At 67.9% G+C, this 21495-nt stretch carries 21 protein-coding genes and 1 riboswitch; of the genes, 9 read left to right on the forward strand and 12 right to left on the reverse strand.

The genetic code is table 11. From position 1 onward, the window contains the following. Nucleotides 1-174 precede the first annotated feature (174 nt). From BLS34_RS05740 to BLS34_RS05750, 3 genes are all read left to right on the forward strand, one after another. On the forward strand, nucleotides 175-2289 hold the full coding sequence (locus BLS34_RS05740) for a hydantoinase/oxoprolinase family protein (RefSeq protein WP_093148846.1): 2115 nt from the start codon (nucleotides 175-177) through the stop codon (nucleotides 2287-2289). Between the two features lie 11 nt (nucleotides 2290-2300). Beyond that, a complete protein-coding gene (locus BLS34_RS05745; RefSeq protein ID WP_211228962.1) occupies nucleotides 2301-3995 on the forward strand; it encodes a hydantoinase B/oxoprolinase family protein in 1695 nt (564 codons plus the stop codon). An 87-nt stretch (nucleotides 3996-4082) separates the two neighbouring features. Further along, entirely contained in the window at nucleotides 4083-4472 is a 390-nt protein-coding gene (locus BLS34_RS05750) for a hypothetical protein (protein ID WP_093148848.1), read from the forward strand. A gap of 7 nt (nucleotides 4473-4479) precedes the next feature. Here the strand turns inward: BLS34_RS05750 and BLS34_RS05755 are convergent, their stop codons facing one another. The 5 genes from BLS34_RS05755 to BLS34_RS05775 form a co-directional block, all read right to left on the reverse strand. Then, the gene (locus BLS34_RS05755) at nucleotides 4480-4734 is read right to left on the reverse strand and encodes a hypothetical protein (protein ID WP_093148851.1); all 255 of its coding nucleotides are present in this window, start codon (nucleotides 4732-4734) and stop codon (nucleotides 4480-4482) included. A 281-nt stretch (nucleotides 4735-5015) separates the two neighbouring features. Then, a complete protein-coding gene (locus BLS34_RS05760) occupies nucleotides 5016-5255 on the reverse strand; it encodes a hypothetical protein (RefSeq protein ID WP_028795611.1) in 240 nt (79 codons plus the stop codon). Between the two features lie 151 nt (nucleotides 5256-5406). Further along, nucleotides 5407-5661 carry a hypothetical protein gene (locus BLS34_RS05765; RefSeq protein WP_028795610.1) on the reverse strand — a complete coding sequence of 85 codons (255 nt, stop codon included), beginning with the start codon at nucleotides 5659-5661 and terminating at the stop codon, nucleotides 5407-5409. Nucleotides 5662-5674: 13 nt separating this feature from the next. Continuing rightward, nucleotides 5675-7006, reverse strand: coding sequence for an aspartate aminotransferase family protein (locus BLS34_RS05770; RefSeq protein WP_093148854.1), 1332 nt, complete (start codon nucleotides 7004-7006; stop codon nucleotides 5675-5677). Further along, nucleotides 7003-7707: a class II aldolase/adducin family protein gene (locus BLS34_RS05775; protein ID WP_342739480.1), complete on the reverse strand. Its 705-nt coding sequence runs from the start codon at nucleotides 7705-7707 to the stop codon at nucleotides 7003-7005. Before BLS34_RS05775 ends, BLS34_RS05770 begins: the two co-directional genes overlap by 4 nt. Before the next feature lie 164 nt (nucleotides 7708-7871). On the opposite strand from BLS34_RS05775, the gene BLS34_RS05780 reads away from it, so the two are divergent. Next, on the forward strand, nucleotides 7872-8387 hold the full coding sequence (locus BLS34_RS05780; RefSeq protein ID WP_175474116.1) for a PAS domain-containing protein: 516 nt from the start codon (nucleotides 7872-7874) through the stop codon (nucleotides 8385-8387). On the opposite strand, the gene BLS34_RS05785 is transcribed toward BLS34_RS05780, so the two are convergent. The 7 genes from BLS34_RS05785 to BLS34_RS05815 all read right to left on the reverse strand — a co-directional run bounded on the left by BLS34_RS05785 (nucleotide 8362) and on the right by BLS34_RS05815 (nucleotide 15976). Next, a complete protein-coding gene (locus BLS34_RS05785) occupies nucleotides 8362-9378 on the reverse strand; it encodes a C-terminal binding protein (protein WP_093148858.1) in 1017 nt (338 codons plus the stop codon). The genes BLS34_RS05780 and BLS34_RS05785 overlap by 26 nt on opposite strands. 142 nt (nucleotides 9379-9520) lie before the next feature. Further along, a complete protein-coding gene (locus BLS34_RS05790; RefSeq protein WP_028795606.1) occupies nucleotides 9521-10987 on the reverse strand; it encodes a RimK family protein in 1467 nt (488 codons plus the stop codon). Further along, the gene (gene rimI, locus BLS34_RS05795) at nucleotides 10988-12124 is read right to left on the reverse strand and encodes a ribosomal protein S18-alanine N-acetyltransferase (protein WP_051245013.1); all 1137 of its coding nucleotides are present in this window, start codon (nucleotides 12122-12124) and stop codon (nucleotides 10988-10990) included. A 114-nt stretch (nucleotides 12125-12238) separates the two neighbouring features. Further along, nucleotides 12239-12985 (reverse strand): hypothetical protein, encoded by a 747-nt coding sequence (locus BLS34_RS05800; RefSeq protein WP_093148860.1) that lies wholly within the window; start codon nucleotides 12983-12985, stop codon nucleotides 12239-12241. Nucleotides 12986-13051: 66 nt separating this feature from the next. Then, the gene (locus BLS34_RS05805) at nucleotides 13052-14014 is read right to left on the reverse strand and encodes a M48 family metalloprotease (RefSeq protein ID WP_139189116.1); all 963 of its coding nucleotides are present in this window, start codon (nucleotides 14012-14014) and stop codon (nucleotides 13052-13054) included. 104 nt (nucleotides 14015-14118) lie between these two features. Continuing rightward, complete coding sequence (locus BLS34_RS05810; RefSeq protein ID WP_093148865.1) at nucleotides 14119-14499, reverse strand: hypothetical protein; 381 nt, start codon at nucleotides 14497-14499, stop codon at nucleotides 14119-14121. 37 nt (nucleotides 14500-14536) lie between these two features. Next, nucleotides 14537-15976 (reverse strand): CHASE2 domain-containing protein, encoded by a 1440-nt coding sequence (locus BLS34_RS05815; protein WP_093148868.1) that lies wholly within the window; start codon nucleotides 15974-15976, stop codon nucleotides 14537-14539. A 140-nt stretch (nucleotides 15977-16116) separates the two neighbouring features. After that, nucleotides 16117-16214: riboswitch (TPP riboswitch) on the forward strand. 71 nt (nucleotides 16215-16285) lie between these two features. Between BLS34_RS05815 and BLS34_RS05820 the strand changes: the two genes are divergently transcribed. Genes BLS34_RS05820 through BLS34_RS05840 form a run of 5 tightly spaced genes read left to right on the forward strand, consistent with a single transcriptional unit; the run spans nucleotide 16286 to nucleotide 21485 of the window. Next, the gene (locus BLS34_RS05820; protein WP_215906046.1) at nucleotides 16286-17431 is read left to right on the forward strand and encodes an ABC transporter substrate-binding protein; all 1146 of its coding nucleotides are present in this window, start codon (nucleotides 16286-16288) and stop codon (nucleotides 17429-17431) included. Between the two features lie 27 nt (nucleotides 17432-17458). Continuing rightward, nucleotides 17459-18349 (forward strand): branched-chain amino acid ABC transporter permease, encoded by an 891-nt coding sequence (locus BLS34_RS05825; RefSeq protein WP_028795599.1) that lies wholly within the window; start codon nucleotides 17459-17461, stop codon nucleotides 18347-18349. Nucleotides 18350-18386: 37 nt separating this feature from the next. Further along, complete coding sequence (locus tag BLS34_RS05830) at nucleotides 18387-20045, forward strand: branched-chain amino acid ABC transporter ATP-binding protein/permease (protein ID WP_093148870.1); 1659 nt, start codon at nucleotides 18387-18389, stop codon at nucleotides 20043-20045. Further along, nucleotides 20045-20764 carry an ABC transporter ATP-binding protein gene (locus BLS34_RS05835; RefSeq protein ID WP_093148873.1) on the forward strand — a complete coding sequence of 240 codons (720 nt, stop codon included), beginning with the start codon at nucleotides 20045-20047 and terminating at the stop codon, nucleotides 20762-20764. Before BLS34_RS05830 ends, BLS34_RS05835 begins: the two co-directional genes overlap by 1 nt. A 34-nt stretch (nucleotides 20765-20798) precedes the next feature. After that, the gene (locus tag BLS34_RS05840; protein WP_093148876.1) at nucleotides 20799-21485 is read left to right on the forward strand and encodes an orotate phosphoribosyltransferase; all 687 of its coding nucleotides are present in this window, start codon (nucleotides 20799-20801) and stop codon (nucleotides 21483-21485) included. Nucleotides 21486-21495 lie beyond the last annotated feature (10 nt).

The raw sequence follows: 21495 nt of genomic DNA on the forward strand, positions 1-21495 counted from the left end.
CGAGGAATGGGGAAAGTCTAGGCATACATGGCCGAGCCTCGAAAGCCCTCCAATGCGGTCCTTCCGCGCCGCCGGACCGCCGACGAATTACAGACGTTGACGTGGCGGGCAATCATGGGAACGATCGAACTCCTCCCGAATGCTGCACCGCAAACTCAGGATTGATTGTCTGCCATGGGCGCTAACCCCCAGTCCGTACGTCTTGCCGTCGATGTCGGCGGCACCTTCACCGATGTGGCCCTTGAGATCGGCGACCCGGCCGCCGATGGCCGGCGCGTCACTTCCAAGGTTCTGACGACGTCCCGCGCGCCGGAACAGGGGGTGATCGACGGGGTGGAGAAGGCGGTGGCCGAAGCCGGGATCGAGCCCGGTTCGGTGACGCTGATCATCCACGGCACCACGCTCGCCACCAACGCGCTGATCGAGCGCAAGGGCGCGAAGACCGCGCTGATCACCACCGACGGCCACCGCGACGCCGTGGAGATGGCGCAGGAAAACCGGTTCGAGCAGTACGACATCAACATCGACCGCCCGGATCCGATCGTGCCGCGCTACCTGCGCTGGTCGGTGCGCGAGCGCATGAACTATCGAGGCGACGTGCTGGTGCCGCTCGACGAGGAAAGCGTGCGCGCGCTGATCCCCAAGTTCGAGGAGAACGGTGTGGAGGCGGTGGCCATCGGCCTGCTGCACTCCTACGCCAACGGCGCGCACGAGGCGCGGGTGGCCGAGATCATCGCCGAGGCGCGGCCGGACCTGGCGATCACCCTGTCCAGCGAGGTCTGCCCGGAAATCCGCGAGTACGAGCGCCAGTCGACTGCCTCGGCCAATGCCTATGTGCAGCCGAAGATGGCCGGCTATCTGCGCAAGCTGGAGGACGAGATGCGGTCGCGCGGCTTCGGCTGCCCGTTCCTGCTGATGACCTCGGGCGGCGGCCTGACCGATCTGGACACCGCCGTGCGCTTCCCGATCCGTCTGGTCGAGTCCGGCCCGGCCGGCGGCGCCATCCTGGCGACCGAGATCGCCAAGGAATGCGGCCTCGCCAACGTGGTCTCCTACGACATGGGCGGGACCACGGCGAAGATCTGCCTGATCGACAATTACGCCCCGCAGATGACCCGCACCTTCGAGGTCGCCCGCGTCTACCGCAACATGAAGGGCAGCGGCCTGCCGGTGCGCATCCCCGCCATCGAGATGGTCGAGATCGGCGCCGGCGGCGGCTCCATCGCCCATGTCGACAATATGGGTCGGCTGCAGGTCGGCCCGGAGAGCGCCGGCTCCGAACCTGGTCCCGCCTGCTACGGGCGCGGCGGCACGCGCCCGACCGTGACCGACGGCGACGTGGTCATGGGCAAGGTCGACCCGGCCCGCTTCGCCGGCGGCTCGGTGGCGCTCGATATCGAGGCGTCGCAGAAGGCGGTGGCCAGCGATGTCGGTAAGCCGATGGAGCTGGAAGGCCGTCTCGCCGCCTTCGCGCTGGCCGAGATCGTCGACGAGAACATGGCGAATGCCGCCCGCGTCCACGCCATCGAATGGGGCAAGGACATCTCCGCCCGCGCGATGATCGCCTTCGGTGGGGCGGCCCCGCTGCACGCCGCCCGTCTGGCCGAGAAGCTGGCGATCGACACCATCGTGGTGCCGACGGGGGCCGGTGTCGGCTCCGCCATCGGCTTCCTGCGCGCGCCGGTCTCCTACGAAGTGGTGCGCAGCCGCTACCTGCTGCTGTCCGACTTCGACGCGGGGACGGTGAACGAGCTGCTGTCCGGTATGTCGGCCGAAGCCCGCGCCATCGTCAGCGCGGCCGCTGTCGGGGTCGAGCTGACGGAGACCCGGGTCGCCTATATGCGCTATTCCGGCCAGGGCCACGAGATCACCGTGCCATTGCCGGAGGGCGACCTGACCGCCGCCGATGGCGACGCCATCCGCAAATCCTTCGAGGCCGAATACGCCAAGCTCTACGGCCGCACGATCCCCGACGTGGAGCCGGAAATCCTGTCCTGGACCCTGACCGTGGCGGCACCGATCGCGCTGTCGCCGGAGGCCTCGACGGCGGCCGGAGACGCCGGGACCGCCACGCCGATCGACAGCCGCGTGGTGTTCGATCCCGACCTGCAGCGCGATGCCGACTACGCCATCCATGCCCGCACGGACCTGGCACCCGGCATGACCGTGGCCGGTCCGGCGCTGATCGTCGAGGACCAGACCACGACCGTCGTGACCTCCACCTTCGACGCCAAGGTGGACGGCCTCGGCTACCTGATCCTGACCGCCAAGCACAAGACGGCGGCGTGAGGAGAATGACCATGAGCACCAACCGTTCGGCCCTCGACCAGATCCACATCCAGATCCAGTGGAACCGTCTGCTCTCCGTCGTCGAGGAGCAGGCCCAGACCCTCGTGCGCACGGCCTTCTCCACCTCCGCGCGGGAGGCCGGCGACATCTCCGCCGGCGTGTTCGACACCGACGGCCAGATGCTGGCCCAGGCGGTGACCGGCACCCCCGGCCACGTGAACGCCATGGCGGCTTCGGTCTGTTTCTTCCTGGAGGTCTACCCGATCGACACGATGAAGGACGGCGACGTCTACATCACCAACGATCCGTGGAAGGGCACCGGCCACCTGAACGACATCACCGTCGTCACCCCGACCTTCCTGGACGGCAAGCCGGTCGGCCTGTTCGCCTGCACCTCCCACGTGGTGGATATCGGCGGCCGCGGCTTCGGTCCGGACGGCCGGCAGGTCTACGAAGAGGGGATCAACATCCCGATCATGCCGCTGGCCCGCGAGGGCGAGGTGGATCGCGGCCTGCTGCACCTGATCAAGGTGAATGTCCGCAACCCGATCGAGGTGGAAGGCGACATCTACTCGCTGATGGCCTGCAACGAGGTCGGCGGGCGCCGGCTGGTGGAGATGATGCGCGAGTTCGGCATGACCGATCTCGGCGAGCTCGGCCGCCACATCATCGAGAGCTCCCGCGCCGGGATGCTGGAGGAGATCGGCAAGCTGCCCAAGGGCACCTATCGCAACTCCATGCGGATCGACGGGTTCGAGAGCGAGGTCGACCTGGTCGGCTCCCTCACCGTCTCCGAGGACGGCATCGACATCGACTTCGACGGCACCTCGGGCACCTCGCGCTACGGCATCAACGTGCCGCTGACCTATACCCAGGCCTATGCCAGCTTCGGCGTGCGCTGCGTGATCGGCGGCTCGATCCCGAACAACGCCGGCTCCCTCGGCGTGATCCGGATCACCGCACCCGAAGGCTCGATCCTGAACGCCCCACCGCCCTGCGCGGTGGCCGCGCGCCACGTCATCGGCCAGATGCTGCCGGACGTCATGCTCGGCTGCCTGAACCACATCATCCCGGACAAGGTCCCGGCCGAAGGCACGAGCTGCCTGTGGAACCCGGTGCTGCTCGGCGGCCGCGGGATCGTCGACGGCGATTACGGCGACAGCCGGCCCTTCGCCATGAACACCTTCCATACCGGCGGCACCGGCGCGCGGCCGGGCAAGGACGGCATGGACGCCACCTCCTTCCCCTCGGGCGTGCGCAACACGCCGGTGGAAGTGAACGAGACCATCGCCCCGCTGATCTTCTGGAAGAAGGAGTACCGCACGGATTCCGGCGGTGCCGGCACCTATCGCGGCGGCACGGGCCAGGTGATGGAGATCGCCCATGCCGACGGCAAGCCCTTCGCCATCTCCTCCATGTTCGACCGGGTGATCCATCCGCCGCGCGGCCGCAACGGCGGTGCCAACGGGCAGACCGGCAAGATCTACCTGAAGTCCGGCCCGAAGCTTCAGGGCAAGGGGCGCCAGACGATCCCGGCGGGCGATACGCTGGTGCTGGAGATGCCGGGCGGCGGCGGGCTGGGCAGTCCGGCCGACCGCGATCCGGCGACCCTGGCCATCGACGTGCGCGACGGCTTCGTCAGCGAGGCCGCGGCGCGGGAGGCCTATGGCTGGACCGAGCCGCAACTTGTCGCCGGCGACGACTGATTGTCGGAAGACACTTGTGGCTGACCGCCGAGTTGCGGATAACCGACACACGGGGCGTTCTGGGGAGAGCGCCCCGACGGAGCCGGGATGGCTGATCTGGACTGGACCTATGATTCCGAACGCCGGCTCTTCGTCGTGCGGTATTTTGGGCGCGTAACCCTTGAGGTCTTTCTGAAGGCCCGCGCCGCCCGGCGGTCGGTCGATGCCGCGTACGGCCAGGCTCGGGTGCTGATCGATGCCCGAAATGCCGACGTGAGCGAACTCACGGGCGAGGATTTCAAGGCGATGGAGGCCGAGCGGGGAACGGGGTTCGACGGGATCGCCGAGCCGGCGGCGGCGCTCGTCGGCAGCGAGATCGATCGGGATATCGCGACGCTCTGGGCATTCTATCGCAACCGGTCGGTCCCGGGCTCCACCGCGGTGTTCCTGAGCGAGCGCGAGGCGGTGGCCTGGCTGATGGCCTACCCCCGAGGGTAGGCGTCTCTCACACCATGATGTTCAGGATGGTGCCGCGCGGCGCGTTCGGATTGAGGAGACGCACCTGATCGGCCGTGCGCTCCAGGTCGAACTGGCGCCGCTCCGCTTCGTCCAGCGGCTCGGCGATGGCGGTCTCCGGCGGCCGCTCGGCGCCGGCGCGGGACGCACGGGCGTCGTTCCGACGCTCCGTCGCGTCGGTGACCGCCCCCCGCTGTCCGTCGACCGGAGGGAATACCGGCAATCCTGTGGGGCCGATCGCCATGACCGTTGCTCCCGTGCTGTCTCTCTGGGTCGCGTCTGCTGCGTTCCGGGAGCCCGATGAGCCGGCTCCCATATATAAAATCATATTTTCAGATAATTTTATATAATTTCTATCGAAGTCATTTCAAGTGACTTCTTACCGGCCAGGCCGCGTCGGGAGTTCTTGGGGGAGAAGCCTCGGATTTGGCTCTAAAACAATGAGATGGAGCAGAGTCACGCACGCTGACGCGATCACGAAGTGATCCCGTCACCGCACGATCTGCGCTAGGCGGGCGTGAGCGGTCAGGACAGGATATCGATGACCTTGCCGCGTTGACGGTTCAGCGCGGCGCGGCCGAGTTCGCGGAGGTACTCGAGACGCTGGACCGAATCCATCTCGGCCACTTCTCCTGCCGGGCGACCCGTGACCAGAGGTTTCTGGCTTGGCTCATTGGACACACCGCTGCCGTCGCCGGCGATCCGGACCTTGTCCGGGCTGGCGATATGGGAATTCCAGATCGGCGCGAGTAACCCGCTGATCATGGTGCCATGACATCCGCAGTTGGCCTGCGATGTATATGGCATATACGAGGGTGAATCGCAAATTTCACTCCAGAACGGGGAGTTGGATTCTCGTTCTGAAAGTACGGCGAGGCATCGGCGTTAAAATCTATTCGGAAACCAAGCCTGTGGATCACCGCGAGCGGTCATCCTCCGGCGGCAGCAGCTTGGCGCGGAAGCGGCGGGCGTAGCCGATCGGATCGTCGGCGAAACTGCCGCTGCTGGACGTCTCGCGGGCGGTCTCGACGATATGGCGGCCGGCATTCTCCACGGTCGGCCGGGCGCGGCGGGCGGCCTCGCCGGCGATCTCGGCGGCCTTGGCCCGCAGGCGGGGATCGGAAGCGGCCCGTCGTACCGCTTCCCGGGCAAGTCGTGCGAACAGGCTCATGCCGCAAGCTCCCTCATGCCACGCTCTCCTCCGTCAGCGCCGCCTCGATCACGCCCCGGCGGCTGTCCAGGAACTCCTCGAACGCCGCGGCCAGAGTGTCGAACGCCGCGGCGTCCATCGGCAGCGACAGCACCATCATGCCCCGGCGCGCGGTGTAGATGCCGCCATGGATCAGGTCCAGGTGCATCAGGTCGACCAGCCGCCGGTTGCGCTGTGCCGCCTCCGGCGGAGATGTGGGCGCTGTGCGCCCGGCATGCAACGCCATCATCGAGCCGCGCCCGGTCATCGCCAAAGGCAGGCCGCGGTCGTCGATCGCCGTCTGCAGGCGCGCGCGCAGGGCGTCGCCGTCGGCATTGAGGGAGACCGCCCGCTCCGGCGTGTAGACATGGGTCAGCCCGGCAAGCCCGGCGGACATGGTGAAGACGTTGTTGTTGAAGGTCCCGGCATGGGGCCAGGCGCCGGGCTGGCGGGGATCGAACTTGGCCAGGATGTCGGCGCGGCCGCCGAAGGCGCCGAAGCTCAACCCGCCCCCCACATACTTGCCGAGGCTAAGCAGGTCCGGGGTGATCCCGAGCAGCCCGTGCAGGCCGGTCGGCGACAGGCGCGAGGTCATCACCTCGTCGAAGATCAGCAGCGCGCCGGTCTCCCGCGTCGCGTCCCGCAGCGCCTGCAGGAAGGCCCCGGAGCCTGGCAGGCAGCCGCCGGAGCCCGACATCGGCTCGACCAGCACGGCGGCGAGCCGGTCGCCCTGCTCTCGGATCAGCGCGGCACTGCCCTCGGCGTCGTTGTAGTCGCCCATGACGTAGTCGAAGGGCGCGTTCAGCGGTGAGCCGGAGAAGTACAGCACCCCGCCGTGATAGGCGCCCTTGAACACCATCACCCGGTCGCGGCCGGTATGGGCGCGGGCGGTTGCCAGCGCCATCAGGTTGGCCTCGGTGCCGGAATTGGTGAAGCGCACCCGCTCCAGCGCCGGGAAGCGGTTGACCACCGTCTCCGCCATCCGCGCCTCCAGCAGGGTCGGCCCGCCCAGCACCCAGCCGTCATCGGCCGCCTGCTTGATGGCGTCGCGGATCACCGGCTCGCTGTGGCCGTACAGCCCGGCGGTGTACTCGCCGAGGAAGTCGACATACTCGTGCCCGTCGACGTCCCACAGCCGGCAGCCCTCGCCGCGGGCGAAGCGCAGCGGATAGGGGTGGTAGTGCAGAACGGTGCGGGTGTTGCCGCCGGGCATGGCGGCGAGCGCCTGCTCCTGGATCGCCGCACTCTTGGGATTGGCGGCGGTGAACCGTTCCGCCGCCTCGGAATAGGCCGCCTCTAGGGTGGCGTTGGCGCCAGTCGTGCTCATGCCGTACCTACCTTCTTCTGGGCGTCCTTCTGGGCATCGACCGCGCCGTAGCCCATGGTTCCGAACTTCTCGCCGACTCGAGCGATCTCGTCGTCGGGCAGGATCACCGGTTTGCCGACCTGCAGGGTGCGCCAGTACATGGCGGCCAGGGTCTCGACCTCCACCGCGAGCGCCAGCGCCTTCTTCAGATTGGGGCCGATGGCGATCATGCCGTGATTGGCCAGCAGGCAGGCCTTGCGGCCCTCCAGCGCCTCCAGGGCGGTGTCCGACAGTTCCTGGGTGCCGAAGGTCGCGTAGTCGGAGCAGCGGATGGTCGAACCGCCGGCCTGGGCGATCATGTAGTGGAAGGCCGGGATCTCCATGCGCAGGCAGGCCAACGTGGTGGCGAACATGCCGTGGGTATGGACGATGGCGCCGCAGTCGGGCCGCGCGCGCATGATGTCCAGATGGAAGCGCCACTCGCTCGACGGCCGCCGGTTATCGGAATGGGTGCCGTCCAGCTTCATCGTGACGACGTCTTCCGGCGCGATCTCCTCGTAGGGGATCGAGGACGGGGTGATGAAGAACCCGTCCGCCGGGTCCTCGGACACCCGCACGCTGGCATTGCCGGATGTGCCCTGGTTGATGCCCAGGGCGTTCATCTTGATGCAGGTGTCGATCACCTCCTGGCGCAGGGCGCGTTCGGCGGCGGACATGGGCATGGGGCGGCTCCGGATCATCGTCTCTGTAGCCCCCAGTCTACGCACGCCCGCAGCGGGTCGCCATCCCGTTCCGAGCCCTGGAGAGGGTCGAGTTGACCGGGGTCACCGGCGCCCCCACTATTCCTGCGCCGTTGGGTGTGACGGGTTGGGCGGCGGAGGATCTGTTGGAGAAGTTGGGCGCGGGTACGCTGGACGAGCTGCCGGTGTCCGTGGTCGCTGCGATCCGGACGCTGGTCACCTATTGGAACGACAAGCGTGGCACCCGGGCCATGCCCAGCCGGGTGGATTTCGATCCGATGGATGTGCCGCGGCTGCTGCCGCGCCTTCTGCTGATCGACGTGGAGGGGGTCCGCTCAGACGGCGCCGGGATCTTCCGCTACCGGGTCGTCGGCGGCATCGAGGTCGCCAATCGCGGACACAACCCCACGGGACGCCTGGTCGAGGAGGGATTCTACGCGGAATCCCTGGAGAATGCGCTGGCCCATTACGAGGCGGTGCGTCAGGCCAAGTGCCCGATCTACGACCGGGTCACCTTTCTCGACGACAGGAGCAGGCCGGTCCATGAGGACACCATCCTGCTCCCGTTCTCCGAGGATGGGACGACGGTGTCCCAGATCCTGGTCTATTCCGAGCAACTGCCCCTGGAGGGCGCGTTCAAGCCTTCAGAAACGCGCCGTTGACGCAGTTCCACAGCTCGCCGGTCTCCAGGTAGCGCATCATCGTCCTGGTCGAGTTCGCCCGCGCGTCGTAGCGGCCGGCGGCGCTGTTGAAGGCGGCATGCGGGGTGAGGATCAGCCGATCCTTGAGCCAGTTCGGCTGCTCGGCGAAGGCCTTGACCAGCGGGTCGTCCATGCTCGCCGGCTCCACCGGCAGCACGTCGAGCCCGGCGGCGGCGATCTCGTTGTTGCGCAGGGCGTCGATCAGAGCCGCGGTGTCGACGATCGGGCCGCGCGCGGTGTTGATCAGGATGGCGTCCGACTTCATCCGCTTGAGCGCGGCGGCGTCGATCATGCCCCTGGTTTCTTCGGTCAGCGGGGTGTGGATGCTGAGGACGTCGGCCCGCTCCAGCACCTCCTCCAGGCTCTCTACCCGCTCGATCTCCAGCGCGATCTCCTGGCCGCGCGGGGCGTATTTGTCGTAGCCGACGATGTGCATGCCGAAGGCCTTGGCCCGCAGCAGGGCGGCGGTGCCGATCCGCCCGAAGCCGACCACGCCGAAGGTCTTGTGCCGGATGCGACGCGGCTCGCCGTGCTTCCAGTGGAAGTTGCCGGTCGGGTCGGCGGTCATGGTGCGGTGATAGGCGGTCATCCCTCGGGTGAAGGTCAGCATCATGGCGATGGCGTGGTCGGCCACCTCGTTGGTGCCGTAATCCGGGCAGTTCGACACCGGAATGCCGGCGCCCCCGGCTGTGGCCAGGTCGATATGGTCGAAGCCGACGCCGCAGCGCACGATGATCTTGCAGTTCTTCAGCCGCGACAGCACCCGCTGGTCGATCGGCAGCACGTGCCAGACCAGCAGGGCGTCCACCTTCTCCCAGGTCTCGTCCGGAATGTCCGAGGCGTCCGCCGTCGTGTAGTGGATGAAGTCGACATCGCCGCCGGCCACCTCGCGCTCGACCCGATGGTCGTCGTCGTGCTGGGCGTCGGGGGTGAGAACGGTATAGCGGGCCACGGGCGTCTCCGGGATGGTTTCTTGATTTGATCGGGCCGCGATGGTGGCCGCAGCGAAGGTGGAGGGCAAGAGCGGGCTTCCACGAAACAACTGCGCACTCCCCGGCACAGGGCCGGGGAGGGGGGAAGAGGTAGACGTCGAACTACCGCGCCCGTATGCGGGTGATGAAGCTGTCGATCAGCCGCTCGTAGAGCTTGTCCTTGAGCACCTTGTCTTCCACGCCCTGGTCGATGTTCGGGTTGTCGTTGACCTCGACCACGAAGACGCCGCGGTCGTTCTGCTTCAGGTCGACGCCGTACAGACCGCTGCCCATCAGGTTGGCGGCCTTCATCGCCACATCGATGACGTCCTTCGGGGTGTCCTGCACCGAGAAGGTGGCGAAACCGCCGGATTTGCCGCGACCGGTGGCACCGTGGTTGTAGATCTGCCAGTGCTTCGGCGCCATCTTGTACTGGGAGACGAAGAGCGGTTGGCCGTCCAGCACGCCGACCCGCCAGTCGAAATCCGTCGGCATGAATTCCTGGGCCAGGATCAGGTCGCTGTCGGCGAACAGGCTCTTGGCGATTTTTTTCAGCTCCGACGGGTTCTCCGCCTTGAACACGCCGCGGGAGAACGAGCCGTCGGGGATCTTCAGGACGATCGGAAAGCCCAACTCGTCCGCCGCCTTGGTCAGACCCTTGGCGTCCAGGATCAGGGTCTTCGGTGCCGGCACGCCCTTGGCCAGCAGCGTTTCCGCCAGGTACACCTTGTTGGTACAGCGCAGCATCGAGGTCGGGTCGTCGATCACCGGCATGCCTTCGTCCTCGGCCTTGCGGGCGAAGCGCCAGGTCGGGTTGTCCAGCGCGGTGGTCATGCGGATGAACAGGGCGTCGAACTCGGACAGCCGGGCATAGTCGCGGGTGCGGATCCGCTCCACCGACACGCCCATGCGCGCGCCGACCCGCTCCAAAGCGTCCAGCGCCTTGGGATCGGAGGGTGGCATCGCCTCCTTGGGGTCGATCAGGACGGCCAGGGTGTGGCGCACCGGCCGCTTGGCCGACGGGTCGCGCCACTCGCGCCTGGTATGGGCGTCGAGCGCGGCGGCGAAGGTGTCGTGCTCGTCGGCCCGCAGCTCGTCGACGGTGCGCTGGCTGACGGCGCGGACATAGAAGCCCCAGGTGGCGTCCAGGGTCACCTTGACGCGCAGGATCGGGGCGCGGAACCGGTCGAACGCCTCGCGGGCGACCCGGGCGAAGCGCGCGTCCTGGGTGCGGCCGAAATAGACGTCGATGGAAAAGGAGGCCTCCGGGGCCTCCTTGATGCGGGAGAGGGCGCGCAGCAGCACCCGCTCCACCGCCCGAACGCCGGACCACACGCGCCCCCGGTCCTTCAGCGCCAGGATGGTCGCGGCCGTCGGCAGCACCTTGTGCCCGCGCGCGTCGGCCAGCAGCGAGGCGTAGTATCCCCGGCCGAGATAGACCAGATCGCGGGACAGGTTGATGATCCGCACCGGCCCCTTGCCGGCGGATTTCGGATCGGTGAGGTAGTCGGAGGTGGCCACCACACGCAGCCCTTCGGGCGCGGTCGGCAGATCGCTCGGCCGGTCAATCAGAACGACGGGCTGTGTCACTCACGCTTCTCCGTTCGCGATGTAGACCACCGCCTGCAGACGCGACCGCCCGAACCGCGTCATGGAGGTGAAGGCCGATCTCGGTATCGGCACATGGGTGCAATCCATGTCCGATTTCAACAGGTCTTCGTCCATATCCGGGTCGTGGACCATAATAAACCGGTCGTCGACCCCGGTGACCACGACCCAATGGGGGGCCTTCTCGGCGTTGAACCGGTAGGAACTGACCAGCAGCAGGGGGATCCAGCCGTCGATGATCGCCTGCTCCAGGTCGTCCGGCGTGGTGCGGGTGACGTCCACCGGCACGCCGGCCTGGTTCAGGTCTTTGCTCAGCATCGTCTGCACCCGCTGGAGCACCTGCTTCTTGACCGGCGAGCGCACGGTGTCGATGAACAGGGTGCCCTCCTGGCTGATGCAGACCCAGGCGCGGAAGCCGCGGTGATGGGCGGCGAGCGCCAGGCCGCGCGGGCCGCAGCCGCCATGGCCGGAGGTCATGAAGATGGTCGTGGCCTCGCGCCAGATCCGCAGTTCCTCGTCCGGGTCGGGGACCGAGCCCGGCTTCAGCGCCGCCATCGCCATCATCAGGCTGGCGGGGCCGCAGGTGAACTCCGTGGTCTGGTGGATGTAGGGGATCTGCGGGCCGTTGGCGCCCGGCACCCAGTGCAGCCGCTTCTCGTAGCGCCAGCCGTCGCCGTCATCCTCGTAGTAATGCGGCAGGACCCGCAGCCGTCTGTAGCCGAGCCGCTCGTACAGGGCGATGGCGGCGGCGTTGTCGGCCCGCACCTCCAGCCGCAGGGCGACGCAGTCGTGCTCGCGGGTGACGGTCTCCGCATGCTCGATCAGGGCGGTCCCCACGCCGGCGCCGGCCGCCTCGGGACGCACCGCGATCGAATACAGCCGGGCCAGCGCCGTCCCGGCATGGAACAGGACGAGACCGTAGCCCAGGATCTTGCCGCCGGCGGTCTCTGCGACGAACAGGCTCGCCTTGGCCCGGGTCAGCATGCGGTGGAAGCTGCGACGGGTCAGCCGGTCGCTGTCGAAGCAGGCGGCTTCGATCTCGAGAAGCGCCGGTATGTCGGCGATGGTGGCCGGACGCATGTCCGGGGCGGAGGCGGTCTCCGCGCGAAGGTGGTTCATCGAGGTAGGATAAGCTCCTGGACCGGCCGGCGCATCAGCCAAGACGGCCGGCATCGACACGCGGTTCTTCGGGCATTCCGCGATCCGTCACAATGATGATTTTCGCATGGCTGGTCAGCGGTTTACGCGATCGATCGCGATCACCTTGTGGCGGACCGCGAAGCGGCGGTCTACCTCGCCGCGCGGGGCGATGTCCCAGATCCATTCCTCGTCCGCGTCGGGCAGGCGGGCTCCCTTGTTGGGGTCGAGGGTGGCGGTGACGGTACCATCCCGGTCGACGATCTCGACCTCCCGGTCGGCGATGAGGCAGGTCGGGCAGGCGAAGCGCGTCAGCCAGCGCAGATGCGCCTCGGCCAGGGCCCGGGCGATCCGCTCGCCCTCGGTGTCGTCGCGGTGTCGGCTGGCGACCGTGGCGAGCTGGGAGATCAGGTTGACCGAGGCGACGAAGGAGACGGACGGGTCGTCCAGCCAGGCGGCGGGCTGGCGGATCTCGGCCAGGGCGCCCAGGCTCTCGGTCACGTCATGGGGGTGGCAGACCACATTGCCGAGCCGTCGGGCGCGCCGCCGTGTGACACGGGCGAAGGCGAGATCCACTAGGATGACGGCGCGGAACCGGTCCGACAGGGCCTCCAGCGGCACGTCGTTGACATGGCCGGCGCCGAGGATCAGGGCGGTGCCGGCGGGATCGGCGGCTCCGGCGGCCCGCAGCACGGCCGCCCGCGACCGTGCTTCATGGCCGTCCCAGGCCGCGGCGTTGCGCCGCCGGCGCGCGGCGATCGCCACGAACTCCCCCAGATGCCCCGACCGGCGGGCCAGGGGCAGGGACGGGGTCAGCAGCCAATCGATCGCCTCGCGCAGCATGGGGCGAGTATCGGCGAACTGGCCGGTGCGGGATAGGTTTGTGCCGGCCAGTTCGGCGCTCCGGCGTCAGCGTCCGGACGAGCCTCCATACTTGGAGACAAGAGACCGCCATTCGCTGGTCTCCTTATAGGCCGTCCATTTCGCGTTGCGGCTGCGGAAGGCGGGGAAGTCGAACTTCACCGCACCGCCATAATATTCCTGGTCGTAGAAATTCAGGAGCTGCCGGCGGTCGGCGCTTGGCCGGGTATCCTTGGTCTCGCCATGGGTGATCGCCTCCGCGCCGAGGGCGAAGGCCTTGCCCAGTCCGGTGAAGATGCTGCCGAGGCCGCCCTTTTCGACATTTTCCTTGCTCGACATCTCGCCCTCCAGCTCCTTCTGGCGTTCGAAGATGCCCTTCTCGAGGTCCCAGTCGCCGATCGACTGCAGGACCTGATTGGCGGCGGTGTGGTTGTAGGAACAGGCACGCATCGCATCGAAGCCATAGAAATCGGCGTGGTCCTCATGCCGGCGTAGCAGCATGTTCTTGCCGATCCCTTCGCCCGCGAGGGCGGCGATCGCCTGGGCGGACAGCTTGGCGCCGTCGGAGGCGTCGTCGTCGAGCATCTTCTCGTATTCTTGCGGGCTCCGGGGATGCTGCATGGCCACGTGACCGTATTCATGGGCCAGCAGGAAGGCGATCTCGTCCACGTGCTTCACGCTCTGGAGCGTCGCCACCGAGATCAGGATCAGCCCGCTCCGATTGGCTAGGATCGCCTTGGCCGGTTTGCCTTCCTTGTCCCATGAGGCCACCATATTGACCTGGAATGGCAGGTTGGGGCGCGGCCCCACCTTGGTCAGACATTGAGAGACCAGGTCATTCAGGAAGGCGTTGCCCTTCGAGGCCTTCAGGAAGACGTGACCCTCCTTTTCCATGGCCCGACGATCGGCGGTGAGTCGTTGGCGCATCGCCTCCGGTCGGGCCTTTATCTCACCGTAATGGCTGTCGAAGACGGCAAAGAGCCGGTCGCGACCGATTTCCCGCGTGGTCACACGGTTGTTCTCTCCCGGATCGCTGGGGTCCGCCGCGGCCGTTCCGATCGGAAGGACCGAGGTCAGCATCGCGCACAGGACGAGTGCGGATGCGCGCGGGGCGGTCATTGGCAACCACTGCCGAAGGCGCGGGCCGTCGACGAACTCGCTTGGGTTCCGGCATTGGCATGGCAGCGTTCTTTCAGGTCGGCCGCTGCTGACGTGACCACGTCCGCCGGGTTGATCCAGTACAGGGTCCCGTCGATCGTGGCATCGTACATGCCGATGTCGTTGAGGCTGGCGGGCAGTGGGAATTTTGCGCTCGCCGCCGAGGCCGAAAGACGTTTGATCTCGCTCATGGTTTCCGGCTGGTAGAGCGGCAGATCGTTGCTGAGCAGCTTGCTGATCATAACCTGCTCGCCGGCTGCGGATCCGGGCACCAGCCCGACTCCGACGGTTCCCATGAGCAGCAGGATTGCGGCCCGTCTGTTCCAGTGTCCTGTCATGTGAATTTCCTCCTGGTAGGCCGTGCTGTGGCAGCTATCACGGACGATTGCGTTGCGGTTGCTGGGGCAGAACGGTCAGTGCGCGCACGAGAACCTGCAGGCGTTCCTCCAGGTAGGAGAAGTACTGGGAGTTGTGCACGGATGAGATGGCGAAGACGATCGCAATGATGCCGAGCAGATTCGCCGGAGCGATGTTGAAGGCGGTGACCTGGACGACCGTCAGCAGAATCCCGACGGCGTTGAGCAACACGAAGGATGAGAGGTCGAACAGGAAGCGATAGGCGATCGTGTTGTTCGGACCGGGTGCTACGGAGGAGACGGCGTTGCGGCCGAATGCGACGATCAGGCAGAGCATTACCCAGATCGCCAGTTCGAATAAAAACTGGAGACTGACCCCCAGGACCTTCTTGTCCTTCACGAAATAGCCATTGCCGTAAATGAGCAGGTTCTCCAGCGCTGTGGCATGGGTATACGTGGCCGACAGAGCCTCGTGGGTGGGGGGCGTGGTCCAGACCGTCGCGCCCTCGATCTCCGGTCCGTAGAGCACGACCTTGTCGCCCAGATATTCCGCGAGCTTGTCGTCGGGAAAGCCGCCCAGCAGGTTGTCCAGAAGTAGCGTGGGATAGCGCGGGCACCGCTGCAGCGTGTCCTCCGGCTCCAGCGAGAACCAGTTGACCACTTGGCGCTGCCAGTCTTCGCCGACCTTTGGATTACATTTGAAGGCGTTCTGATTGGCCTCAGCCTCGCGGGTGCCCCAAAGCAGCAGCATCGGGTCGGCGTGCAGGTTGAGTTCTCTTTGTTCCAGGAGCCGGTTGCAGGCCTCGCCCCAGATCGCGTGCCTAGCCGGATCGGCCGGCGTCCGCTCGCAGTAGGACTCGATCAGAGCGTTGGCCGGCGCCTGATTGGTCATCGAGCTTTGTCGCCACAGCCGATAATCCTGATAGTCGATCTCGTCCCGGGTCACGCGGGTGGTGACCGGCGTCACAAGATTGGCGATCTGCGGCAGCATCCCGGATCTGGATTCGGCCGACGTGACGAAGACGCTGATATTCTTACGTTTGTACTCGTTGAGGACGAGTATAAGCGGCACAATACCTTTGACGTCCTTGTCCTTCGCGAACAGCAGATCAATGAACACCGCCCGGGGCTCGAAAGTGAGGATCTTCTTCAGGACGCGGGCGTGGTCGATATAGGGCATTGGCCACTGGGAGTGGTTCTCGACAAAGACGTCATCGATCAGCACCACCGCCATCTCCTCGTTCCAATCCGAGCGGAGTTCCGGCCCCATCACGAAACTGAACAGGTCGAGCGTCTTGCGTTCGGTGTACGTCAGAAAGTTGAATGGGTCGGCACTCTGCAGGGCCAGGCCGAGCAGAAGCATGGTGAGAAACCGGGCGATGGATTGTTGGCGCCTGGACGGTCCCTGAATGGGCCCGTCCGGCGGCATACGCAAAGTTTGCGGTGTGTCCATCTTCATGTCGCGGTCCCCCAACCCAGCGGTCGCCAAACAACGTATGGAAACCGCACCCGACCGATGAACGATAAAAAAGAGAATAATGATGTTCAAGTGCACGCATTGTGTGATTTGACACGAACCGGGCCAAGGCCCATGGTCATGGCGTGATGCTGGGGTGCCTCCTCACTGGGGGCTGAGATCAAACCCATCGAACCTGAACCGGGTCGCGCCGGCGGAGGGAGTCGTCACGGCGGTTGTCGATTTTCCTTGCTTCGAGAACGCCGAACGCTCGATCCCTCCCCGGCAACGGACCCGGAGGAGTGAGACGCTATGCCTTTGACCTTCGTCCGATCCCTGATGACCCTGGGCGCCGCCGTGGCGGTCCTCGCCGGCGCGGTGCAGCCCGCCAGGGCCGCCGACCCGCTGGCGGTCTCCGTCCTGGTGCCGATCACCGGCTTCCTGGCGCTGGAGGGCACCGCCCAGCGCAACGGGGCGCTGCTGGCGCTGGACAATCCGCCGGACGGGGTGACCGTCACCTATGACGTGGCCGATACCGCCACCTCGCCGGAGGTCGCCGTCACTGCCCTGCGCCGGGCGCTCGACCGGCAGAACCCCGTCGCCATCGCGGCACCGATCTTCGGGACCCAGATGCTGGCCATGGCGCCGATCGCCGACCGGGCCGACGTGCCGCTGATTACGGTGTCCGGGACAGCCAAGCTGACGGAACTCGGCCATGACGTGGTGTTCCGCTTCTTCCCGACCGACGCGGTGGTGAAGGTGGCCCAGGCGCGCTACGCGGTCGAGGAGCTCGGTATGGAGAAGCCGGCGATCCTCTACCAGACCACCGCCTACGGCCAGAGCGGGCGGGCCGAGCTGGTCCGCGTCCTGGCCGGGCTCGGGGTCGAGCCGGTTCTGGAGGAGGCGATCGATCCGGGCATCAAGGACTTCGTGCCGGCTCTGGAACGGGTCGCGGCGGCCGGGGCGGACGGACTCCTGCTGCAGCTGCATTCGGGACCGACGGCGCTGGCCGTGCGCCAGGCCCATGAACGCGGGTTCGAGGGCCGGATCGTCGCCGGTTCGGCCCTGCACCAGCCGACCACCGCCGCGCTGGTGGAGCCGGCCGCCCTGGCGGGTGTCTGTGCCGAGAGCGCGTCGTCGCCGGTCTCCGAAAGCAGCCCGGAACTCGCCGCCTTCGCCGAGGCCTACCGGACCCGCTTCGAGGTCGAGCCGGATGCGTTCGCCCTGGCCCAGTATGACGGCATGAACATGGTGCTCGCCGCCCTGGCCGACGGCGCCCGGACGGGGCCGGAGGTGAAGGACTGGCTGGCCGGCCACCGCTACCAGGGTCTCGCAATGGAATACGTGTCCGACGGCACCGGCAACATGGCCCATGACGCCATCATCCTGTGTTTCGACGGCCGCAGCCGGGTGCCTGCGGTAAAGAAGCGCTACGACAATGTTAACGGTATCCGCTGAGCGTCCCCGCGCTGATATAATGCGACGATGGTGGAAACGTCGCTCCAGCTCCTGGCAACGGCCCTGGCACTCGGCTCGGCTTACGCACTGACGGCATTGGGTTTTGTGCTGATCATCAATGCCGTGGGCGCGGTCAATTTCGCCCATGGCGATCTGGTGATGGCCGGCGGATTCGCGGCAGTCGCACTGGCGATTCTCCTGCCGGAGGGAGTGCCGCTTCCCGGGTTTGTCGTCCTGCCGGGGGTGCTGCTGGTCATGGCGATCGCCGGCCTGGCGCTGGCGGGGGTGGCCTATGTGCCCCTGCGCCGCGCGCCGCCGGTCTCGGTCTTCATCTCGACCATCGCCGTCGGCCTGATCCTGCAGCATGCGATCGCGCTGGGCGCCGGCCCGCAGCCGCGGGTGGGGCCGGCCCTGGTCGGCGGCGGGATGGTCGAGCTGCTCGGCGCGGCGCTGTCCTATCAGCAGCTCGCGACCATCGCGGTGGCCGGCGTGCTCTGCGCCGCCGTCCACATCCTGCTGCACCGGACCCGTTTCGGGCGCCGGCTGCGGGCGGCCGCCCAGGATCCGGAGATGGCGCGGGCCTGCGGCATCGACCTGCGGATCACCGTCGGCGCCACCTTCGCGCTGGCCGGGGCGCTGGCCGGCGGGGCGGGGCTGCTGCTGTCGCACCAGTATTTCGTCACGCCGACGGACGGCGCGACCTTCATGCTGAAGGCGTATATCGCCGTGGTCGTCGGCGGCTGGGGCCGGATCTGGGGCGCCGCGCTCGCCGCCCTGTTCATCGCCGTCTTCGAGGTGCTGGTCGCCGCCGCCGTCTCCTATCTGGTGGCCGAGGCGCTGCTGTATCTGGGGGTGCTGGCTCTGCTCATGCTGCGGCCCCAGGGCCTGTTCGGCGAGGCCGAGGGGCGCCGGGCATGAGCTATCCGGGATGAGGCGGCATTGAGATGAGACCGCAGTGAACAGACGCGCCATTCTCTACGCGGTGCTGCTGCTGGCGGCGGGCGGCGTCCTGATCGCGACGGGCGACGACTACGCCATGCGTATCGCCACCCTGGTCGGCACCTATGCCATCGCCGCCATCGGCTTCCAGCTCGTGTTCGGGCGGCTGGGCCTGCTGGCACTGAGCCAGGGGGCGCTGTTCGCGGTCGGCGCCTATGCCCTCGCGCTGGCGACCGTGCGCTGGGGCTGGCCGCCGCTGGCCGGGCTCGGCCTGTCGGTCGTCGTTCCGGCCCTGGCCGGAGCCCTGGTGGCGGTGCCGATCGCCCGTCTGCAGTCCCATTACGTGGCCCTGGCCACCCTCGGCCTGGCCCAGTTGGTGCTGCTGGCCGTCACCAATCTGGAGATCACCGGCGGGGCCAACGGGCTGTACGGCATTCCGCCGCTGACCGTCCTCGGCCTCGATCTCAGCGCCGGCTGGCCGATGCTCGCCGTGGTCTGGGGCGGGGTGGCGCTGGCGCTCTGCGTCTTCGGCTGGGTGACGGCATCCGGCCGGTCGGCACGGCTTGCGACCCTGCGTGACGCCCCGCTGGCCGGGCTGGCCCTCGGCCTCGACCCGGTCGGCGCCCGGCTCCTGGTCTTCACCGTCGCCGGTGCCCTGGCCGGGTTCGCCGGCGGGTTCCAGGCACTCGGGCTCGGCGTCGTCTCGCCCGCCGTGGCCCGGTTCGACGTCATGGTGACCTTGCTGGCGATCGCCGTGGTCGGCGGCCGGGGCAGCGCCTGGGGCGCGGTGATCGCCGCCGCCATCCTGGTCCCGCTGCCGGAGGTGTTCCGCGGCCTGGAGCAGGCCTATCTGCTGGCCTATGGGATCATGCTGCTCGCCGCGGTGATCCTGCTGCCGACCGGCATCGACGGGCTGGTCGCCAGGGTGCTGCCCGACCTGCCGGGACCCGTGCCCGAACCGCGCCGGGCGAGGGGCCGCAAGATCTCGGTGCTGCGGGCCGAGAAGCTGGGCAAGCGGTTCGGCGGCGTACAGGCGCTGGACGGCGCCGGTTTCGACGCCCGCGCCGGCGAGATCACCGGGATCATCGGGGCCAACGGCTCCGGCAAGACCACCATGCTCAATATCGTCACCGGCCTGGAGACCGCCGATGGCGGCATCGTCCGGCTGGACGCGATCCCGCTGCTGGCGCAGTCGATCCGGGCCCGCAGCGCGCTCGGCCTGGCGCGCGGGTTCCAGCATCCGGAGATCCCGGCCGGCCTGGACGTGCTGTCCGCGGTGTCCGTCGCCGCCACGGAGTCCGCAGGCATGGCCGCCCTGGAGCGGGTCGGGCTCGCCGCCAAGGCCCGAGTGGCGACGGCGAAGCTCGGCCCCGCCGACCGGCGGCGGCTGGACATCGCCCGCGCCCTGGCCTCCGGGCCCACCGTCCTGCTGCTGGACGAGCCGGCCTCCGGTCTCAGCGCGTCGGAACGCGCCGACCTCGCCGATCTGCTCCGCGCGCTCGCCGGCGTGGGGGTCGCGGTGATCGTGGTCGAGCACGGCATGGACTTCCTGCTGCCGATCGCCGACCGGCTGGTCTGTCTCGATGCCGGCCGGGTGCTCGCCGCCGGCCTGACCGATGCCGTACGCGCCGATCCGGCGGTGGTCGCCGCCTATCTCGGGGAAGAGGCCGCCTGATGACCCAGCGCCTGGAACTGGACGGCGTCACCGTGACCCATGCCGAAGGCGTGGCGGTCGACCAAGCCTCGTTCTCCTGCGCGTCGGGCGAGGTGGTTGCGGTCATGGGCGCCAACGGCGCCGGCAAGTCGAGCCTGATCCGCGCCCTGGCCGGGGCCGAGCCGCTGTCGTCGGGGGCGATCCGCGTCGACGGCCAGGACGTCACCGGCATGCGCCTCGAACAGAGGGTGCGCGCCGGGATCGGCTGGTGCCCCGAGGGTCGGCGCCTGTTCGCGGGTCTCACGGTGGCGGAGACGCTCGACGTGGCGGCGACGGGCGGCGCGGCCGAGCGGGCCGCCGCGTTCGAGCGGATCTTCACCCTGTTTCCCGTCCTGAAGGAGCGCCGGGACGCGACCGCCTGGACCCTGTCGGGCGGACAGCAGCAGATGCTCGCGATCGCCCGTGCGGTCATTTCCGAGCCCAGGGTGGTGCTGCTGGACGAACCCTCCATCGGCCTGGCGCCGGTGGTGCTGGACGATGTCTTCGCCACGATCCGCCGGCTCGCCGAGTCGGGGGCGGCGGTGGTGCTGGCGGAGCAGGCGGTGCCCCGGGCGCTGGCGATCGCCGACCGGGCCATCGTGCTGCGCCGGGGCGTGATCGTGCTGGATGTTCCGGCCGAGCGGATCGACGCGGGCGTGGTCGCATCGGCCATGCTGGACGCTGGATCGGAGCGCGCGTAAGAGAAGGTCTCCCCATCCCTGCAGGAGAACCTTCATGACCGGCACCCTCTCGCCTGACTGGCGTCGTACCCCCGCGGAGACCGCCGCCGACATCCTGCTGGAGATCCAGGCGATCCATATCCGCCCGGAGGAGCCGTTCACCTTCACCTCGGGCCGGCTGTCGCCGGTCTATGTGGACTGCCGCAAGATCATCTCCTTCCCGCGCGCCCGACGGAAGCTGATGGCGATGGGCGTCGAGCAGCTCACCGCGCTGGCCGGGGCCGAGGCGTTCGACATGGTGGCCGGCGGCGAGACGGCCGGCATCCCCTTCGCCGCCTGGATGGCCGACGCGCTCGACCTGCCGATGCTCTACATCCGCAAGAAGCCGAAGGGCTTCGGCCGCAACGCCCGGATCGAGGGCGAGGTGCGCGACGGCGCCCGGGTTCTGCTGGTCGAGGATCTGGCGACCGACGGCGGCAGCAAGATCTCCTTCATCGACGCGATCCGCGAGGCGGGGATGCAGGTCGCTCACTGTTTTGTGGTCTTCCATTACGGCGTGTTTCCGCAGAGTGTGACCACGCTCAAGGAGAAGGGCGTGGACCTGCACGGGCTGTGCACCTGGTGGGACGTGCTGGCGGTCGCCGAGCGTCACGGTTACACCGGCGAGCAGCTTGCCGAGGTGCGCTCCTTCCTTGCCAATCCGGAGGAATGGGACGCGCGCCATCGCAGCGTGATCGCCTGATCGCATAGGG

Source organism: Thalassobaculum litoreum DSM 18839 (assembly GCF_900102465.1).
GTDB lineage: Bacteria > Pseudomonadota > Alphaproteobacteria > Thalassobaculales > Thalassobaculaceae > Thalassobaculum > Thalassobaculum litoreum.